The 18,612-nt window shown below is 64.8% G+C and carries 14 protein-coding genes and 1 riboswitch; of the genes, 8 read left to right on the forward strand and 6 right to left on the reverse strand.

The window, feature by feature from the left end:
- Nucleotides 1-447 precede the first annotated feature (447 nt).
- A complete protein-coding gene (gene alaS, locus KQI11_RS12290; protein WP_216402328.1) occupies nt 448-3,102 on the forward strand; it encodes an alanine--tRNA ligase in 2,655 nt (884 codons plus the stop codon).
- Nucleotides 3,103-3,209: 107 nt separating this feature from the next.
- Nucleotides 3,210-3,548, forward strand: coding sequence for a histidine triad nucleotide-binding protein (locus KQI11_RS12295; RefSeq protein WP_216402329.1), 339 nt, complete (start codon nt 3,210-3,212; stop codon nt 3,546-3,548).
- Nucleotides 3,549-4,129: 581 nt separating this feature from the next.
- Here KQI11_RS12295 and KQI11_RS12300 read toward each other — a convergent pair.
- Nucleotides 4,130-5,080 (reverse strand): NAD(P)-dependent oxidoreductase, encoded by a 951-nt coding sequence (locus KQI11_RS12300; protein ID WP_216402330.1) that lies wholly within the window; start codon nt 5,078-5,080, stop codon nt 4,130-4,132.
- Between the two features lie 638 nt (nt 5,081-5,718).
- On the opposite strand from KQI11_RS12300, the gene KQI11_RS12305 reads away from it, so the two are divergent.
- Nucleotides 5,719-6,918 carry a DegT/DnrJ/EryC1/StrS family aminotransferase gene (locus KQI11_RS12305; RefSeq protein ID WP_216402331.1) on the forward strand — a complete coding sequence of 400 codons (1,200 nt, stop codon included), beginning with the start codon at nt 5,719-5,721 and terminating at the stop codon, nt 6,916-6,918.
- Nucleotides 6,915-7,616: a sugar transferase gene (locus tag KQI11_RS12310; protein ID WP_021658894.1), complete on the forward strand. Its 702-nt coding sequence runs from the start codon at nt 6,915-6,917 to the stop codon at nt 7,614-7,616. Before KQI11_RS12305 ends, KQI11_RS12310 begins: the two co-directional genes overlap by 4 nt.
- 55 nt (nt 7,617-7,671) lie before the next feature.
- Here KQI11_RS12310 and KQI11_RS12315 read toward each other — a convergent pair whose 3' ends face one another.
- The gene (locus KQI11_RS12315; RefSeq protein WP_216402332.1) at nt 7,672-9,282 is read right to left on the reverse strand and encodes an amidohydrolase; all 1,611 of its coding nucleotides are present in this window, start codon (nt 9,280-9,282) and stop codon (nt 7,672-7,674) included.
- A gap of 219 nt (nt 9,283-9,501) precedes the next feature.
- Nucleotides 9,502-10,077, reverse strand: a complete 576-nt coding sequence (locus KQI11_RS12320) for a xanthine phosphoribosyltransferase (RefSeq protein WP_216402333.1) — start codon at nt 10,075-10,077, stop codon at nt 9,502-9,504.
- Between the two features lie 307 nt (nt 10,078-10,384).
- Between KQI11_RS12320 and KQI11_RS12325 the strand changes: the two genes are divergently transcribed.
- Nucleotides 10,385-11,233, forward strand: a complete 849-nt coding sequence (locus tag KQI11_RS12325; protein ID WP_216402334.1) for a GNAT family N-acetyltransferase — start codon at nt 10,385-10,387, stop codon at nt 11,231-11,233.
- Nucleotides 11,226-12,596, forward strand: coding sequence for an MATE family efflux transporter (locus KQI11_RS12330; RefSeq protein WP_216402335.1), 1,371 nt, complete (start codon nt 11,226-11,228; stop codon nt 12,594-12,596). The genes KQI11_RS12325 and KQI11_RS12330 overlap by 8 nt, the downstream gene beginning before the upstream one ends.
- A 424-nt stretch (nt 12,597-13,020) precedes the next feature.
- Here the strand turns inward: KQI11_RS12330 and KQI11_RS12335 are convergent, their stop codons facing one another.
- A complete protein-coding gene (locus KQI11_RS12335; protein WP_185916722.1) occupies nt 13,021-14,634 on the reverse strand; it encodes a hypothetical protein in 1,614 nt (537 codons plus the stop codon).
- Nucleotides 14,627-15,337 (reverse strand): ABC transporter ATP-binding protein, encoded by a 711-nt coding sequence (locus tag KQI11_RS12340; protein WP_021658901.1) that lies wholly within the window; start codon nt 15,335-15,337, stop codon nt 14,627-14,629. Before KQI11_RS12340 ends, KQI11_RS12335 begins: the two co-directional genes overlap by 8 nt.
- A gap of 499 nt (nt 15,338-15,836) precedes the next feature.
- On the opposite strand from KQI11_RS12340, the gene KQI11_RS12345 reads away from it, so the two are divergent.
- Nucleotides 15,837-16,778 (forward strand): radical SAM protein, encoded by a 942-nt coding sequence (locus KQI11_RS12345; protein ID WP_216402336.1) that lies wholly within the window; start codon nt 15,837-15,839, stop codon nt 16,776-16,778.
- A 66-nt stretch (nt 16,779-16,844) separates the two neighbouring features.
- A riboswitch (THF riboswitch) is annotated at nt 16,845-16,941 on the forward strand.
- A 189-nt stretch (nt 16,942-17,130) separates the two neighbouring features.
- Nucleotides 17,131-17,700, forward strand: coding sequence for a folate family ECF transporter S component (locus KQI11_RS12350; RefSeq protein ID WP_059004970.1), 570 nt, complete (start codon nt 17,131-17,133; stop codon nt 17,698-17,700).
- 310 nt (nt 17,701-18,010) lie between these two features.
- Here the strand turns inward: KQI11_RS12350 and KQI11_RS12355 are convergent.
- Nucleotides 18,011-18,612: hypothetical protein (locus KQI11_RS12355; RefSeq protein ID WP_216402337.1), on the reverse strand; the 602-nt coding region annotated here is incomplete at its 5' end.

Genomic DNA, 18,612 nt, shown 5'->3' on the forward strand with positions numbered 1-18,612 from the left:
ATTTTTCCAGGGTGAGCGCCAAAAAAGAGGCGCTTTTCGCCGATTTTGGGTGCCCGGTCTGGGCGGGCGGGGAAAATGGCCTGAAAAAGCCGCCTTTTCCTTGACAAATGGCGGCCGGTGCGTGTACAATCATCTTTGTGAAAGACGCTGAAGAGGAAGGCTGTGCGCCTCCCCACCCAGAGAGGGGCCCCTGTGCTGAAAGGGCCCTTGGGCGGGGCGCATGGCTGCCGCCTTGGAGTTTCGCCGGGAGGACCGGCGGCGGGCCCGGCCCCGTTACGGCCGCAAAGAGGCGGGGGCCTTTACGCCCTGCGCAATTTGGGTGGTACCGCGGAAACTGACAGCTTTCGTCCCAGAGTGGGGGCGGGGCTGTTTTTTTGTACGCTGTGGCCGCCGGCCAGGGGCAGACCCCTTTGGCGCAACCAACGAGAAAAGAGGAGCGAGTCGATCGTGAAATGGACTGGACTGAATCAACTGCGGGAAGAGTTTCTCGCCTTTTTTGAGGAGAAGGGTCACACCCGCCTCCCCAGCGCCCCGCTGGTGCCCCAGGGGGACAACAGCCTCCTGCTCATCAACTCGGGGATGGCCCCGCTGAAAAAGTACTTCCTCGGGCAGGAGACCCCGCCTAACGTCCGGGTCACCACCTGCCAGAAGTGCATCCGCACCCCCGACATCGAGCAGGTGGGCAAGACCGCCCGCCACGGCACCTACTTTGAGATGCTGGGCAACTTCTCCTTTGGCGACTACTTCAAGAAAGAGGCCATCGCCTGGGCCTGGGAGTTCATCACCCAGCGGCTGGAGATCCCGGTGGACAAGCTCTGGGTCACCATCTACCTGGACGACGACGAGGCCTACGACATCTGGACCAAGGAGATCGGCGTGGCCCCCGAGCGGGTGGTCCGCCTGGGCAAGGAGGACAACTTCTGGGAGATCGGCGCCGGCCCCTGCGGCCCCTGCTCCGAGATCTACTTTGACCGGGGCGAGAAGTACGGCTGCGGCAGCCCCGACTGCGGCCCCGGCTGCGAGTGCGACCGCTTCATGGAGTTTTGGAACCTGGTGTTCTCCCAGTTCGTCAACGACGGCGAGGGCAACTACACCGAGATGGAGCACAAGAACATCGACACCGGCATGGGGCTCGAGCGCCTCGCCTGCCTGATGCAGGGGGTGGACAACCTCTTCGAGGTGGACACCGTCCAGAACATCATGAAGCACATCAGCAAGATCGCCGGCGTCCACTACGGCGAGGACCCCCGCACCGACGTTTCCCTGCGGGTGGTGACCGACCACATCCGCTCCACCGTCTTCATGGTCTCCGACGGGGTGGTGCCGCAAAACGAGGGCCGAGGCTACGTGCTGCGCCGGCTGCTGCGCCGGGCCGCTCGCCACGGCCGGCTGCTGGGCATCGACCGGGCCTTCCTCTACCAGGTCTGCGACACCGTCATCGACGAGAACATTGGCGCCTACCCCGAGTTGGGCGAAAAGCGGGAGTACATCAAAAAGGTCATCCAGAACGAAGAGCTCCGCTTTGAAAAGACCATCGACCAGGGGATGGAGCTGCTGAGCACCATGCTCGACCACATCAGCGCCGAGCAGATCAAGGCCGGCAAGGCCGTCCTCCCTGGGGACGAGGCATTCAAGCTCTACGACACCTTCGGCTTCCCCATCGACCTGGTGCGGGAGATCGTGGCCGAGCGGGAGATCGGCCTGGACGAAGCGACCTTCAACGAGCTGATGGAGCAGCAGCGCCAGCGGGCCCGCGCCGCCAGGGAGCAGATGGACACCATCGCCTGGTCGGAGGACGTCACCGCCGAGCTGGACCTGCCCCGCACCGCGTTTGTGGGCTATGAAAAGCTGGACGCGGTGGCCCGCCTGGCCTGCATCATCGCAGACGGCCAGCTGGCCGACAGCGTCACCGCCGGCGAGCAGGCCACCCTTATCTTCGACACCACCCCCTTCTACGCCGAGAGCGGCGGACAGGTGGGGGACCGGGGCGCCATCACCGGCGAGGGGGTCGCCGCCCTGGTGGAGGACTGCACCAAGTCCCCCACCGGCCAGTACCTCCACACCGTCACCGTGCAGTGCGGCACCCTCCACACCGGCGATGCCCTGCGCCTCTCGGTGGACAAGGACTACCGCGCCGCCGTGGCCCGCAACCACACCTCCGCCCACCTGCTGCAGGCCGCCCTGCGGGAGGTGCTGGGCGAGCATGTCCACCAGGCCGGCCAGCTGGTGACCAAGGACCGCGTCCGCTTTGACTTCTCCCACTTCTCCTCCATGAGCGGGCTGGAACTGGCCCAGGTGGAGGAGCTGGTCAACCGCAAGATCATGGAGGCCCTGCCCACCGACGTGCGGGAGATGCCCATTGAGGAGGCCAAGCAGCTGGGGGCCATGGCCCTCTTTGGCGAGAAGTACGGCGACACCGTCCGGGTCTGCTCGGTGGGGGACTTCTCCCGCGAGTTCTGCGGCGGCACCCACGTGAGGAACACCGGCTGCATCGGGCTGTTCAAGATCCTCTCCGAGAGCTCGGTGGCCGCCGGCGTCCGCCGGATCGAGGCCGTCACCGGCTTCGGCGTCATCCGCCAGCTCGACCGCGACCAGGAGGCCATCCAGCAGGCCGCCCGGGCCCTGAAACTGCAAAATCCCGCCGACTTGGTGGAGAAGGCCGAGTCGGTGATGGGCGAGCTCAAGCGCTGCGGCAAGCAGATCGAGGAGCTGGGCAGCCAGCTGGCCGCCATCCAGATGGACAGCCTCTTCGAGCAGGCCACCGAGGTGGGGAACGTGCGGCTGGTCAGCGCCTCCTTTACCGGCACCGACGCCAAGAGCCTGCGCTCGATGGGCGAGCGGGTGCGGGACAAGGCGCCGCGGATGGTGGCCGTCCTCTCCACCGTGGTCGACGGCAAGGGCACCATCTGTGTCTCCTGCGGCAAAGAGGCCGTTGAGGCCGGGGTCCACGCCGGCAACCTGGTCAAGGAGATCGCCAAACTGGCCGGGGGCAGTGGCGGCGGCCGGGCCGACAACGCCATGGCCGGCGTCAAGGAGATCTTCAAGATCGACGAGGCCATCGCCCAGGTGCCCAGCATCATCGCCCGAATGATCGCCCACTAGCGCCTTTCCCGCCCCGCCTTTGACAGGGTGTGGCGTCAGCGCTTACACAAAATTGCCCGGCGGGCGGGGGAGAGCCCCTGCCCGCCGGCAGAAGGGAGGAGTGCCCAGTGGATTGCCTTTTTTGCAAGATCGCAAGGGGGGAGATCCCCTCAAAAAAGCTCTATGAGGACGACTCGATCCTGGCCTTTTACGATGTCGACCCCCAGGCGCCGGTCCACTTTCTGGTCATCCCCAAGGCCCACATCACCAGCTGCGACGAGCTGACCGAAGAAAACAGCGCCATTGTCGCCCACATCTTCGCCACCATCGCCAAGCTGGCGAGGGAGCTGGGGCTGAAAGACGGCTACCGCATCGTCAACAACTGCGGCAAGGACGGCGGCCAGACGGTGGGTCACCTGCACTTTCACGTGCTGGCCGGCCGCTCGCTGGCCTGGCCCCCGGGCTGATTGCCCTGCCCTCGCATATCCCTCGATTCAAAGAGCTGGACGCATCTGCGTCCAGCTCTTTTGCGCGCTTTTCTCCAATTCGCGGGTGCGAACCCCAAGTGCACACCCATTTGCCGGCAGGTTCGCACTGCGGAATGCCGGTCTTTTGCAGTGGAATGGAGAAATTCGGAGAAAATAGGATTTGCATTTGACAAGATTTTGTGAAAAGGGTATCCTAAATAGGAAAGCAGCGTCTTGTTTTTGTGCTGTTTTGCTGTCGTCCCCCACGCGGGGGACGTGGATTGAAATGGTCGGCCACCCGATTCCACGGCGCTCCCAGCGTGTCGTCCCCCACGCGGGGGACGTGGATTGAAATTATGTGGACAATGCGATGGCCATTGTCATTTCGGTCGTCCCTCCATTCGGGGACACGCCCCAAAATTTCAGCGCCTGCACAGATACAGCCGCTGTGCAAACTTCCTATTCCAAAGCGCAACTTCCAAAGCGCAACGCCCCACATACACCCCACAACAAAAAAGGAGCTGGAACAGCATCTGCTGCTTCAGCTCCTTCTTTTACCCACTTGATTCGCCAAGCGAGGCTCAGACGATGACGTTGCGGGGCTCTCCCCGGCAGAAGGCGGCGATGTTTTCCCCCAACAGGTCGACAAGGCGCTGGCGGGTCTCCAGCCCCTTCCAACCCATGTGGGGGGTGAGGACCACGTTGTCCAGGGTGTAGAGCGGGTTGTCCGGCCGGGGAGGCTCCTGCTCCAACACATCCAGTCCGGCCCCGGCGATCTGTCGGGCGGCCAGGGCCCGAATGAGGGCGGGCTCGTCGATCAAAGCCCCACGGGAGGTGTTGATGAGGAAGGCGGTCGGCTTCATCTTGGCGAGGGCCGCCTCGTCGATCAGGTGGCGGGTCTGATCGGTGAGGGGACAGTGGAGGGTCACGGCGTCGCTCTCCCGCAGCAGGGTGTCGAGGGGGACATACCGCACCCCCTCCTCGTCGGGCCGAGGGGTGCGGGTGTAGGCCAGCACCTCCATGTCAAAGGCATGGGCCAGGCGGATGACCGCCCGGCCGATGTGACCGGCCCCGACGACCCCCAGGGTCTTGCCGTTGAGCTCCAGGTGGTCGACCTGGAGAAACTGCTCAAAATTGCTGTGATCGCCCCGGCAGAGCATGGCCTGCTGCTTCTGCATGGAGGAAAAGAGGGTAAGCAGCAGCAAAAAGACGGTGTGCGCCACCCGCTGGGTGCTGTAGGCGGGGATGTTGCAGACGGTGATCCCCCGGGCCTTGGCGGCGGCCAGGTCGATGTTGTTGTAGCCGGTCCCCGCCTCGCAGAGGAGCTTGACCGAATCGGGGAACCGGCGGATGCTCTCGGCGGAGACGGGCATCTCCTTGGTCACCACAATGTCGTATCCCTGAATGCGCTCCAGCAGCTGCCCCTCGTCGGTGGCGCCGTAGACGGTGACCTGGGAGGCGATGTGGGAGAAGTCGATTTTGCCGTCGTAGTTGATGCGATCGGCATTGAGGACCACAGTTTTATCCTTCACAAAAGTACCCTCTTTCTCTCTTTTTTACAGTTTGCCCCTGCCAAAACAGGCGTTTCACCTCTTCGGGAGTGGGGCGGCAGGCGGCATGGGTGGGATCGCCCGCCGGCGAGCAGGGCGGCCCGACAAATCTACCGCGCGGCTGCAAGCCCTTGCGAGTGCAGCGGGGAGCGCCAGAGGGAAAGTGGGAAGCCCTTTCAGCTGGGTTTCGCCGCCTGCTTATCTACCCGCCCTACCCACTGCAAGGCGCGCCGCTGGGCCGCGGGCAGGATGCAGGTACTGGGTGCGCCGCAGCCCGGCAATCTCCGCAGAGCAGCCGCATTTTTGTCATTATACCACAAGCGGCCACAGACGGTACAGAGAGGAGGATAAAAGTCACGCAAAAGGGAAAAATGTACATGAAAGATGACCCTGAAACGGCTGCCAAAAACGAGAACGTGAACCCTCCGTGAACGCCGTCTGAAAAGCCGGGGGAGAAAATGAATTTTCCGTGATAAAGTGCGCCCATTTCTTGACAGGCCATGGGGAAACGATTACAATTGATTCAAGCAAGGTCGGCCCAATGCTGCCTCGGGCAGGGTGCCGTCCTTTCTTCTGTGGCTTATCCACCGAGTAATCAAGAGAAATGAGTGCGATTTGTAATGAAAATTCCCTTTTCTCCCCCGGATATCAGCGAACAGGACATCGCCAATGTAGTCGACGCCCTCCGTTCGGGTTGGATCACCACCGGCCCCAAGACCAAACAGCTGGAAAAGGACCTCTCCGCCTACTGCGGCACCTCCCACACCGCCTGCCTCAACTCGGCCACCGCCGCGCTGGAGCTCTCTCTGCGGGTGCTGGGCATCGGCCCGGGGGACGAGGTCATCACCTCCGCATATACCTACACGGCCTCCTGCAGCGTCATCTGCCACGTGGGCGCCACCCCGGTCCTCATCGACGTGGACGAGGGCAGCTACCACATGTCGGTCGCCAATCTGGAAAAGGCCATCACCCCGAGGACCAAGGCGGTCATTCCGGTGGACATCGGCGGGGTGCCCGCCGACTACGACGCCATCTTCTCGGCGTTGGAGCGAAAAAAAGACCTCTTCAACCCGTCTGGCGACCTGCAAAAGGCCATCGGCCGGGTGGCCGTGGTGGCGGACGCCGCCCACTCGGTAGGGGCCACCTACAAGGGCAGGCAGATCGGCTCTGTGGCCGACTTCACCTGCTTTTCCTTCCACGCGGTGAAAAACCTCACCACCGCCGAGGGGGGGAGCGCCACCTGGCTGGACTTTCCCGGCATCGACGGGGAGGAGATCTACCGCCAGTTCATGCTGCTCTCCCTGCACGGGCAGACCAAAGACGCCCTCTCCAAGAACAAGTTGGGCGCCTGGGAGTACGACATCGTCTCCCCGGCCTACAAGTGCAACATGACCGATATTTTGGCGGGCCTGGGGCAGAGCCAGTTGGAGCGCTATCCCCAGCTGTTGGCCGAGCGCCGCTCCGTGATTGCGCGCTACGACGCCGCCTTTGCCGGCAAGCTGGAGGTCATGCCCCACTACACCGGGGAATACCAGTCCTCCGGCCACCTCTACCTGACCCGGATCCCCGGCTACAGCCTGGAAAAGCGAAACGCCCTCATCGAGCGCATCGCCGAGAAGGGGGTCGCCACCAACGTCCACTACAAGCCGCTGCCGCTGTTGAGCGCCTACAAAAACCTGGGTTTTGACATTGCCGATTACCCCAATGCCTACGCCCAGTTTGCAAACGAGGTGACCCTTCCCCTGTACAGCACCCTCACCGATGAGCAGGTGGAATATGTGATCGCAGCGGTCCTGCAAAGCCTTGAGGAAGATGTATGATACCAGGGAAACTGACGGGGGCGATGGACGCCCCCATCATCCACCAATACAGGGACAGGCTGCTCAAGAAAAAGGGGAGCCTTCTCTGCAAGCGGGCCTTTGACCTGATCGTCAGCGCCCTGATGCTCATCTGCCTGTCGCCGCTGCTGCTGGTGCTGGCGGTGGTCATCAAGTGCGACTCCCGCGGGCCGGTCTTTTTTCGGCAGGAGCGGATCACCACCGGCGGCAAGCCCTTTCGCATCTTCAAGTTCCGCACCATGGTGCAGGACGCGGACAAGCTGGGCAGCGCCGTCACCGCCCCCGGCGACAGCCGGGTCACCCGGGTGGGGGACAAGCTGCGCGTCTACCGGCTGGACGAGCTGCCTCAGCTCATCAACGTCTTTTTGGGGCAGATGACCTTTGTGGGCACCCGCCCCGAGGTGCCCCAGTACGTGGACGCCTACACCGACGAGATGCGGGCTACCTTGCTGCTGCCGGCGGGGATCACCTCCAACGCCAGCATCAAGTTCAAAGACGAACAGACCATCCTCAACCAGGCCATGGAAGAGGGCTGCAGCGACATCGACCAGGCCTATGTCACCCGAGTGCTGCCCGCCAAGATGCGCTACAACCTGGAATACCTGCAAAACTTCGGCCTCGGGGAGGATTTCAAGCTGATGTGGAAAACCGTCATGGGGGTTTTCTTTCACCAGGACTAAAACAGAGAAAAAGAGCGCGCGAACGGTGTTCGCGCGCTCTTTTGTCGCCTGTCCCTCAGGCGCGGTAGAGGGTCTCGCCCTCGCGGATGGTCTCCACCACCCGGATGTCGCAGATCGCCATGGGGTCCACCTCCATGGGGTCCTGGTCGAGGATGACCAGGTTGGCCAGCTTGCCGGGGGCGATGGAGCCCTTTTCGTCCTCTTCAAAGTACTGGTAGGCGGCGTTGATGGTCACGGCCTTCAGCGCCTCCAGGGGGGAGATGCGCTCCGCTTTTCCCATGTCGGCCCCCGAGAGGCTGATGCGGTTGACCGCGCACCAGACGGTGCGGAGCATATCCGGCTCCAAGACGGGGGTGTCCTGGTGGAAGGTGAAGGGGATGCCCGCCTTTAAGGTGGAGGCGGCGGGGGAGATGCGGGTGGCCCGCTCCTGCCCCAGGTTTTTCAGGTGGGTGTCCCCCCAGAAATAGGTGTGGGCGACAAAGTAGGAGGGCATCATCCCCAGCTCCTTCATCCGGGGCACCTGGTCGCCGGGGCGGACCGTCTGGGCGTGGATCATCACCGGGCGGCAGGTGTCTTTGTCCGGCAGGGCGGCCTTGGCCGCGGCAAAGGCGTCCAGGTACTGCTGCGAGGCGGCGTCGCCGTTGCAGTGGCAGAGCAGCTGCATCCCCTCGCTCATGGCGATTTTGCAAAACCGCTCCACCTCGGCGTCCTTGTAGATGGGGTAGCCGCAGTAGCCGTCCCGCTCGCCCTCGTAGGGGGCGGAGAGCCAGGCGGTCTTGCCCTGGGGCGAGCCGTCGAGGAAGATCTTGTAGCCGCCGATTTTCAGCCGGTTGCGGTACTGACGCAGGTACTCGGGGTTTTCCTTGGCGATGTCCGCCTCGTCCTTCAAGTCGACATAGCCCACCAGGTCCAATTTCAGGCTGCCGTGCTCGGCCAGGGTGCGCAGCAGGGTGAAGTTCTGGTGCTTGACCATCCCCTCCTGGGCGGTGGTGATGCCGTGTTTGAGATACACCTCCTGCGCCTTTTCGCAGAGGGTCAGCATCTGTGCGAAGGTGGGGGCCAGGCCGGAGGCGGAGGAGGAGAAGGCGATGAAGGCGTTTTCCTCCAGATAGCCGCTGAGCTCCCCGGTGGCGTAGTCCCGTCCAATTTTGCCGCCCTCGGGGTCGGGGGTCTGGGGGGTGTAGCCGCCCTGGTTTAGGGCGATGGTGTTGGCCACCCCCATGTGGCCCGACTGGTGGGTGATGAGCACCGGCCGGGTGGAACTGACCTGGTCGAGCACCTGCCGGGTGGGGTGGCGCCCCTCCTCGAGGCGGTTGTGGTCATAGCCAAAGCCGACGACCCACTGGCCGGGCTCCAGATCCCCGCTGGCGACGGCCTCTCGCAGCCGCTGCACAATCTGCCGGTAGCTGGTGCAGTCCCCCAGGGGGACGGCGTGCAAGGTATTTGCCAGCATGGAGAGGTGGCTGTGGGGGTCGATGAAGGAGGGGAGGAGGGCCTTTCCCCCCAAGTCCACCCGGCGGACACCGGCGTCGGCCAGCTGCTCCATGGCGGCGAGCGCGCCGGCCCCCAAAATGCGGCCGTCTGCCACCAAAACAGCCTCGCAGCGGCACTGGTCGCCGGGCTCCATGGTGTAGATGTGGCCGTTGTAGTAGAGCGTTTGTGACATATTGCGTTTCACCCTTCTTTTCTGTGCCGCCGGGAGGGGCGGCCGATATACAGTAGTCTAGTCTCCGGCCCGAAGAGATATGCCGGGCCGTGTTTTCTATTGTAGTGGGCGCTCTGGCGGCAGCTATGAAAAAATTGTAAATTCTGCGCGAAAAAAGGGGACGCCCCCTCTCGGCGGTCGAGAGGGGACGTCCCCGGCAGTGGCATTTGGGCGGGTGGGTCAGTCGGCAAAGACCAGGCTGTCGTCGCTCATCTCCTTGATGACGGCCAGGCTCTCCAGCCGGACGCCGGTCTGGCGCACCAGCTCCCCGCCGTCCTGAAAGCCCTTTTCGATGACGATGCCGCAGCCGGCGATGGTGGCGCCCGCCTGCTGCACCAGCTGGATGAGGCCCAACAGGGCCTGTCCGCGGGCCAAAAAGTCGTCGAGGATGAGGATGTGGTCCCCCGGGTTGACAAACTTGCTCTCCACCTGAATGTCAAAGGTGGTGCCCCGGGTGTAGGAGGTCACCTGGGCGGTGAGGATGTCCCCGTCCAGGTTCTTGGACTTGGTCTTTTTGGCAAAGATCACCGGCACATTGCCGAAGTGGCGGGCGGCGATGGCGGCGATGCCGATGCCCGACGCCTCGATGGTGAGGATCTTGCTGACCGGCACCCCTGCGAACCGGCGCGCAAACTCCGCCCCTATCTCGTCGAGAAGGGGGATGTCCATCTGGTGGTTGAGAAAGCTGTCCACCTTCAAAATGTGGCCGGGCTTGACCTTTCCGTCCTGTAAGATGCGCTGCTTCAAGAGTTCCATAGGCGTCTTTCCTCCTGCTTTCCATTTTCCAAAGTACCACCAGGATACCACGGCGGCAGGACAGAAAGAAATGGGCAAACTGCTCACAAATTTGTCGATTTTTTGGGGGCGGTCTGGCACCGTTGGCATCTGTCCCGAAAAAAAGGCGGCCGTTTGACAGCGGCGGGGCATTTCGACGGCAAACCGTTTCCGCTTTTGGGGCGGTTTTTCGCGCCTCCCCGCACAAAATGGGCAAAGTGGGCAAGGGGGAGAAAGCGCCCTGCGCGCCGATCTGCTATACTGAAAAAACAGAGAGGGAGGAGCGCCGTTGAACAGCGCGCGAAAACTGGCGGCAGAGGCGGTCGCCATCATCGAGGGGGAGCTGCAGCGCCGCATCTCGCTGGCCGAGTTGGCCGAGCGGCTGCACTACTCCCCCTACTATCTGCAGCGGGCCTTTGTGGGGGCGGTGGGGCTGCCGCCTGCCCGCTATGCCCAGCGCCGCCGGCTGACCGAGGCGGCGCTGCAGCTCTGCTACACCCACCGGCCCCTGGCGGACATCGCCCTGGCGGCGGGGTATGAGAGCCAACAGGCCTTCACCGCCGCCTTTGCCGCCTTCTACAAGCAGCCGCCCCGCGCCTTTCGGGAGGAGGGCCGCTTTTACCCCCTGCAGCTGCGCCATCGCCCCCGGCAGCTCTCTGCCAGAGGGGCGCGGCGGTTTGGCGCGGTGCGCCCGGCCCAAAGGGAGGACATCCCCGCCTGGACAGAGCTGGCCTTTTCCACGGTGGAGGGCTTTCCCCACCTGGAGGCGGAGGGGTTTGGCCGCGCCCTTGCGGCGGCGGTGGCGGAGGGGCGGGCCTTCCTCCTGCCCACCGGGGAGGGGGAGCTGGCGGGGGCGGTGATCCTGGGGCGCGCGACCGGGTGGATCGATTACCTGACGGTGTCGCCCCACTGCCGGCGGCGGGGGGCGGCCCGGGCAATGCTCCGCTTTGCCGCCGCCCGCTGGCCGGGCAGCCCCCTCTACCTGACCACCTTCCGCGCGGGGGACCGGGCCGACCCGGGCTATCGGGTCGCCTTTTTGCGCCTGGGCTTTGTCGAGGGCCCCCTGCGGGTGGAATTTGGCTACCCCACCCAGCAGATGATCCTCTTTTCCCCGGAGGGGAGGCGGCGGGATGGGTAAAAAGAACGAGGGGGCCAACCCCCTGGACCGGGCCTTCGGCCCCGCCGCCCTGCTGCGCTTTGCCCTGCCCACAGTGGGGACCATGCTGTTCATGGGGCTTTACACGGTGGTGGACACCCTGTTTATCGCCCGGCTGGTGGGGACCGACGCCCTCTCGGCGGTGAACATCGTCTGCCCGGTCATCAACCTGACGGTGGGGCTGGGGACCATGCTGGCCACCGGGGGGAGCGCCCTGGTGGCGCGGGAGATGGGGGCGGGAAACGCCCTGGCCGCCCGCCGCAAGTTCACCCTGCTGGCCCTCTTCGGCGGGGCCCTCGGGGTGCTGATCGCCCTGGGAGGGCTGCTCTTTTTGCCCTCCCTCATCCGGGGGCTGGGGGCCAGCGACCGGCTCTACCCCTACTGCCGCGACTACCTGGCCGTCATCCTCCTCTTCACCCCGGCGGGGCTGGGGCAGGTGTTCTTTCAAAACCTGCTGGTGACGGCGGGCCGCCCCGGGCTGGGGCTGGCGCTCACTTTGGGGTCGGGCTGCGCCAACGCCCTGCTGGACTGGCTCTTCATCGTCCCCGGAGAAATGGGGGTGGCGGGGGCCGCCCTCGGGACCGGGATCGGCTACGCCATCCCCGTGGCGGCCGGTCTCTGGTTTTTCGCCCGGGACGGGGGGAGCCTGCGCTTCGCCCGCCCCGGCGGCGGGTGGCAAGCGGTGGCCGAGAGCTGCCGCAACGGCTGCAGCGAGATGGTGGGCCAGCTGGCGGCGGCGGTGACCACCTTTCTCTTCAACGCCGCCATGATGGCCCGCCTGGGGGAGGAGGGGGTGGCGGCCATCACCGTCCTCATCTACTCCCAGTTCGTGCTCAGCACCCTCTACATCGGCTTCTCCATGGGGGTGGCCCCGGTCATCAGCTACCAGTATGGGCGGGGGGACCGCTCGGCCCTGGCGAGGACCACCCGCCTGGCTCTGGGGGCGGTGGGGCTCTCCTCCCTGGCGGTGTTCGCCGCGGCCCTGCTGGGGGGCGGCCGGATCGCCACCCTCTTTGCGGGGGAGGACCGGGCGGTGGCAAATTTGGCGGCAGAGGGGTTCTCCCTCTTTGCCTACTCCTTCCTCTTTTCAGGGATCAACCTCTTCTCCTCGGCCTATTTTACCGCCCTGTCGGACGGCAGGACCTCGGCCCTGCTCTCCTTTCTGCGCACCTTTGGCCTGCTGGCGCCCGCCATCCTGTACCTGCCCCGGGTCTGGGGGAGGGCGGGCATCTGGCTGGCGGTCCCCCTGGCGGAGGGGGGCGCCTTCCTCTGCTCGACATTCTGTCTCTGGCGGCAGCGCCGGCGGCTGGAGGGGGAGGGAAAGACCCCGAGCGCGCCCCGCTGACTGGCCGCCCTCACCCTTGCCCTCGTGCTCGGCGGCAGGAGGGAAGGCGCTCTCTTTGGTCGGGCCGTCGGGCGAATACAGGCGGCCTCTCCGGCCCTTTGGGGGTCAAAAGGGGCGCGCTGTCGCCCCTCCCTCCCCAGTTGGTGGGAGAAGGGCTCCTGCCGGACATCCAAAGGGCTGCGGGCCGGGCCCAATTCGCGCCGGTCAAGCTGCGGGACAAAGGCTTTGCAGACAACGCCCCGCGGACCGGCCAATGCGGCCGAGGGGCGGGCTGCAACTCTCCCCAGCGCCCTCCTCTTTGACCGGCACAAACCAAAAAACAGCAGTCCCCACCCCAGCTGGAAGAAGGGGCTTTCCGTCCCGAACAGAACAAGCGCCGCGCCATCCCCAAAATGGGGCGGCGCGGCGCTCGCGATTTTGCTGTCTATTTGACCCGGAAGTTCTTGGGCGCCCAGCGGTAGATGAGCACCAGGGCGACGGCGGTGTAGAGGACGGTGGCCCCCAGCACGATAAAGGCAAAGCCGGCGGGCTGGCTATCCAGCTTGAGACAGACAAAACAGGCGATGTAGACCACCATGTTCAGCAGGGTGTAGAAGGGGTTTTTGATGTCCAGCTCGGCGGTGTAGGGCTGGAACACGTAGTAGAGGAACAGGTGGTGCACCGAGAAGAAGACGGCCAGCATCAGCACGGTGGCGCAGTAGGAGAGCATATCCAGCGGGGCCCAGTGCAGCCCGGCCGCCAGCCCGAAGGAGAGGACGTAGAGGCAGATGCCCCCGGCGGTGATGAGGTTGAAGCCGCAGAGCCGCCGCAGCCGGATGTGGAAGTTGCGGAGGATGACCTCCTTTTGCCGGTAGAAGCCGTAGCGCAGCAGGCTGATGTCGCAGTTGTAGAACATGGCGCGGCAGGCCTGGTCGCCGATGGAGAGCAAGTACATCAAAAAGACCATCAGCGGCAGGGACTGGGGGAGATATCCCCCCAGGTTGCGGGCGATTTCGGGGAAGAAGAGGAGGCAGCCGAAGGAGAGAACGGCCGCCCCCGCCACCACCGCCAGACGGCGGCAGACCGGCAGGAAGAAGAGCCGCTTGTGCCGGTCGAAGAAGATGGCGTTGAGGTAGTCGTACCCCGCTTTTCGGTCGTATTTACCGGTCTGCAGGGCGTCGCCTGCAAAGTCCTTGTCCCGCAGCTTGACCGACGCGAACTGGGCCTGGTTCGAGGCCTTTTTGGCGTCCAGCTGCACCTCGCTTAAGGGCAGGGCCTGCCGGGCAAAGGCGGGGTAGTTGCGGTAGCGAAAGAGGCTGTGAGCGGCCAGCGCCCCCAGCCCCAGCAGGGCGGCCCAGAAGAGGGGGGAGGCGACCACCCGCCCCACCGGGGGAATGGCCTGCAAGAAGGGCGGCAGGTAGGCCGCCAGGGGGATGAGGACCACCAGCACCCACTGGTAGGCCATCTTCTTTTGGGTCAGCAGGCCGAAGCGGTCAAACAGCCAGAGCTGCACCCGCTCCCCGATCAGGTGGGCGGCCACCCACAGGGGGGCCAGCAGCAGCCCCCGCAGGATCCCAAAGCCGATGAGGGCCGAGAAGAGGGCGGTGGCGGGCAGCAGGTAGAGGATGTCCATCAGGTGGGAGAAGAGGCCGTTGACCGGCAGGTATTCCTGCGCGGGCATCCCCATCAACTTGACACAGGTGTACTTGACGGCGCTGGTGTCCCCGATGGCGGTCTTGATGAGGGCGCCCCCCACAAAACTCATCATCAGCAGAAACCAGAGAAAGGCGTCCACCCGCTGCTGGGGGGTGAGGGTCTCCATCACCACCGCCGCCGGCAGCCAGATGGCCAGGCAGACGTAGAGGGCCTTGTAGAGCACCTGAGTGCAGGCCTTGAGCAAAAAGGCCACGGCGCAGACCCCGTCTTTGAGGGAGCCCTCGGCATAGAGCCGGTCTTTGAAGAGCTTTCCCACCAGGGGCAGGCGCTGGCACCAGTAGATGAGGGTGTTGCCGGTCACCGCCGCCCCGATTTGAAAGCTCTGGCGAAGGGTGTTAATCATGGCCTTCCTCCTTCAAGAGCTCGACCACCCGGTCCTCAAACTCGCGGCTGTGGATGATGGAGGCGTCCACCGGCTCCAACTCACCCCCGGTGAGGAGGACGATCTCGTCGCAGAGGTCGGTGGCCAGCTGCAGGATGTGGGTGGAGAAGACGATGATGTGCTCGTCCTTCATCTCCCGCAGCAGGTTTTTCATCTCCAGCGCCACCACCACGTCGAAGGAGGTGAGGGGCTCGTCCAGCAAGATCACCGGCGGCTTGGCGATGATGAAGCAGAGCATCTGCACCTTGTTCTTCATCCCGTGGGAATAGTTTTTGATGAGGCGGTGCCGGTCCTCCGGGGCAAAGCGGATCAGGTCGAAGTAGTCGTCGATGCCCATGGAGGAGTGGATCTTCTCCCGGTTGATGTCCATGAAGAACTTGACAAACTCGTACCCGGTGAGAAATTCGGGCAGGATGGGGGTGGAGAAGACGTAGCCCACGTCCCCCTCCTGCAGGGGGCGTGCCCCCGCCTCGTCCACCAGCAGCGCCTGGCCGCCGTCCGGCGGGGTCTCCCCCGACAGGCAGTTGAAGAGGGTGGTCTTGCCCGCCCCGTTTCGGCCCAGCAGGCCGTAGATCTTCCCCTTTTCAAAGGCGAAGTCGGCCCCCTTGAGGACCTGCTTCTCCCCAAAGGACTTGGTGATTCCCTGCAGTGTCAACTGTGTCATCTGGTCTCCTCCTCCCCCAACGGGGGAAACACGGGTGTGATTTGGTTATTGTATTACTGGAATAATACAATGATACATAGCTGTGATTTGTTTGTCAATCCCCTTTCTGGGCAAATCGAGGGGGGAGGAGCGCCCCTTTCTCGCGCGGCGGTCGCCAGGCGAAACCGCCTCTGCCCGGGCGGGGGGAAAGCCACCCCTTTTGCAGGGGGGAGGGGATGTGGTATACTGGTCACAGAACAGCTGCTATACCGAGGATGGCTGGGCACAGGTGCGCAAACGCCGTTTGCTCCCCGCCCCGTAGCCAAATCCCCACTGCGCGCGGCGCTGGTGGCACAACAGCCCATAAAGCGGCGATGATGCGGTCGGTGTGCAGGGCGGATGGGCGCTGTTGGCGCTTTTGCCCCAATGCGCGGGCGGTGCCGCTTTGCCCTTGCGGTACCGCAAAAGGGCATCCCCCGCAGCCGCGGGGGAAGTTTGACGAGGGAGAGGAGAGAGCGAGATGGAGCGGACAAACCCCTATCTGCACCTTTACGAGCGCTGCCAGCTCTGCCCCCGGCGCTGCGGGGTCGACCGGCTGGCGGGGGAGACTGGCTTTTGCGGCGCAGGGGCCACCCCCAAGATCGCCCGGGCCGCCCTCCACTACTGGGAGGAGCCCTGCCTCTCGGGCCAGGCGGGGAGCGGAGCGGTCTTTTTCTCCCACTGCACCCTGCGGTGCGTCTACTGCCAAAACGCCGACATCAGCGCCCGCCAGCAGGGGCAGGAGGTCAGCGAGGAGGAGCTGGCCCGGGTCTTTCTCCACCTGCAAGAGCAGGGGGCCCTCAACATCAACCTGGTCACCCCGGGGCACTACCTGCCCTCCATCCTCTGGGCGCTGGAACTGGCCCGGGCGCAGGGGCTCTGCCTGCCGGTGGTCTACAACACCAGTGGGTACGAGCGGGTGGAGTGCCTGCGCCTGCTGCGGGGGAAGGTGCAGGTCTACCTGCCCGACTGCAAGTACCTCTCGGCCGAGACGGCCCGCCTTTATTCGGGGGTGGAGGACTATTTTGGGGTGGCCGTGGCCGCCCTGGACGAGATGGTGGAGCAGACCGGCCCGCCCCAGCTGGACGAGCGGGGGGTGATGACCGGCGGGGTGATCGTCCGCCAGCTGCTGCTGCCCGGCCGGGTGGGGGAGGCCCAGCGGCTGACGGCAACCCTGCACGCGCGCTACGGCGACCGGGTCTACCTGAGTTTGATGAACCAGTACACCCCCATCCTCCCCCAGGTGGCCCCCTGGCCGGAACTCTGCCGCACCGTCACCCCCGACGAGTACGACCAGTGGGTGGACTATGCGGTGGACTGCGGGGTGGAAAAGGGCTTTGTGCAGGAGGGGGACACGGCGGAGGAGAGCTTCATCCCCCCCTTTGACGGCAGCGGCCTGCCCGCCTTTTTGCGGCGGGGGTGAGGGCCGCCCTGTCCCGCCAAGTTTCTCTTGTGAACGGGGGCAAAAGCTGCTATACTGGCCTTGCTAAGCAGAGTAGGGGACCGCGCGTTAAGTGCCGCTCGAACGGGGAGTTGTCGGGCGGACGAAAAGGCGACTTGCGGTGCGGTCCCCGCATCCCGCTGCTGCACGGTGAAGGGGGGACGGGCCCGTCCCGCCCCCGCAATACGTTTTCCGGCCCTGGCCGCTCTCCCCACCCGTTGGGGGGGCTGGGCTGGGGGCACTCCTTTACGCGATGTGGCAATACCGGCTTGTACGGGGCGGCGCGCTTTGGCGCACCGCCCCTTTCTGCTGTCAAGAAAGGAGTGTGTGTCCCATGCAGGAGACAACCAAGACCAAAAATCGATTTCGGCTGGCAGCGAGGGAGTTTCGGACCCTGTCCAGCCTGGCGGGGGCGTCGATGATGACCGCCCTCAACGTGGTGCTCAGCTTTTTCACCCTTCGCCTCTCCGAGTTGCTCAAGGTGGGCTTTAGCTTTCTGGCGGTGGCGGCCACCGGCTTCCTCTACGGCCCGCTGCTGGGGGCGGCCGCCGGGGGAGTTGGCGACATCATCAAATACCTCATCCACCCCGACGGGCCCTACTTCATCGGCTTCACCTTCAACGCCTGCCTCTCCGGCTTTCTCTACGGCCTCTACCTCTACAAAAAGCCGGTGAAGCTCTGGCGGGCGGTCTGCGCAAAACTCACCGTCTCCCTGGTCATCAACCTGGTGCTCAACCCCCTGTTTCTCTCCATCCTCTACGGCAAGGCCTTTGTCCTCATCTCCACCGTGCGGCTGACCAAACAGCTGGTGATGTTCCCGGTGGACACTGCCCTGCTCTACGGGATGTTGCGGCTGCTGGAACGGGTGCGGGTGCGGCAGACGGGGGGGCCCCTCTCCCGGTAGCACAGTTGAAGCGGTTGCGTGCCTCGGTACCTCAAAACCCAAAATCGGATGTGCACTCTCTAACGATCTGGGGGTATAGCTCAGCCAAGAAAGCGCCTGAATGGCATTGGGGAGATCGGCGGGCCGGTCCCGTTTCTTTCCGCCAAGAAAGCCCTGAAATCCTGTGATTTCAGGGCTGCTTCTTTATATTGACTAGCTTTGGGAGAAGGGTCCCTCTCCAGCTTGTCTGTGTAGAGGGAACGACTCTCTCCAGCGGACTTGACAGTGCCATAAGAGGGGGGAAGGCCTGCGCCTTCCCCTTTTTTATCTCTTACCCCAGCACCTGCAGCGGCCCCTGGGCCCAGTTGCCGGCCAGGTCGCGCACCTTCAGGGTGTAGCGCCCCGGCGGCAGGGAAAAGCGGACGACACCCTCGCCCTCCGTGTGGGGCTGGGAGGCGTAGACCTCCCCCGTGGGCGCGCAGGCGACGGGGGAGGCCCAGTCCACCCCAGAGCCGCCGTCTTGCAGGGCAACCAGGGTGTCGCGCCCCTTCCTCTCGACCCGGAGCAGGGCGGGGGCCTCGGTGTCCAGGGCGTCCACCGCCACCGAGGTGGTGGACAGGCGGCTGCCGGCCGCCGCCTCCACCCGATAGGTGCCGTTTTGCCGGGCGGTGGCCAGGTAGAGGCCATCCCCCTGAGGGGCAAAGTCCACCGCCCCTCCCTGGGCGTCGATCAGCCGCACCCGGTCGGCTGTTCGCCCGGCCAGCCGCACGGCGATGGTGGCGGCGTTGGCCGGGGCGCTCACCTGGGCCTCTGCCGACTGGATGGCGGGGGGCAGGACTTGCCAAACGGCGGCGGTGAGGGCGCCCGCCCCCAAAACGGCGGCCGCCGCGGCCCAGCGGGGCACCCGGCGGGCCGGTTGGGGGGCGCGGCTCG

The organism is Acetanaerobacterium sp. MSJ-12 (genome assembly GCF_018917875.1).
Lineage (GTDB): Bacteria > Bacillota > Clostridia > Oscillospirales > Ruminococcaceae > Bittarella > Bittarella massiliensis.

Coding starts and splice junctions, on each gene's coding strand:
- KQI11_RS12305 (WP_216402331.1), top strand. CDS start 5,719: ATGAAAATTCCCTTTTCTCCCCCGGATATCAGCGAACAGGACATCGCC.
- KQI11_RS12310 (WP_021658894.1), top strand. CDS start 6,915: ATGATACCAGGGAAACTGACGGGGGCGATGGACGCCCCCATCATCCAC.
- KQI11_RS12315 (WP_216402332.1), bottom strand. CDS start 9,282: ATGTCACAAACGCTCTACTACAACGGCCACATCTACACCATGGAGCCC.
- KQI11_RS12320 (WP_216402333.1), bottom strand. CDS start 10,077: ATGGAACTCTTGAAGCAGCGCATCTTACAGGACGGAAAGGTCAAGCCC.
- KQI11_RS12330 (WP_216402335.1), top strand. CDS start 11,226: ATGGGTAAAAAGAACGAGGGGGCCAACCCCCTGGACCGGGCCTTCGGC.
- KQI11_RS12335 (WP_185916722.1), bottom strand. CDS start 14,634: ATGATTAACACCCTTCGCCAGAGCTTTCAAATCGGGGCGGCGGTGACC.
- KQI11_RS12340 (WP_021658901.1), bottom strand. CDS start 15,337: ATGACACAGTTGACACTGCAGGGAATCACCAAGTCCTTTGGGGAGAAG.
- KQI11_RS12345 (WP_216402336.1), top strand. CDS start 15,837: ATGGAGCGGACAAACCCCTATCTGCACCTTTACGAGCGCTGCCAGCTC.
- KQI11_RS12350 (WP_059004970.1), top strand. CDS start 17,131: ATGCAGGAGACAACCAAGACCAAAAATCGATTTCGGCTGGCAGCGAGG.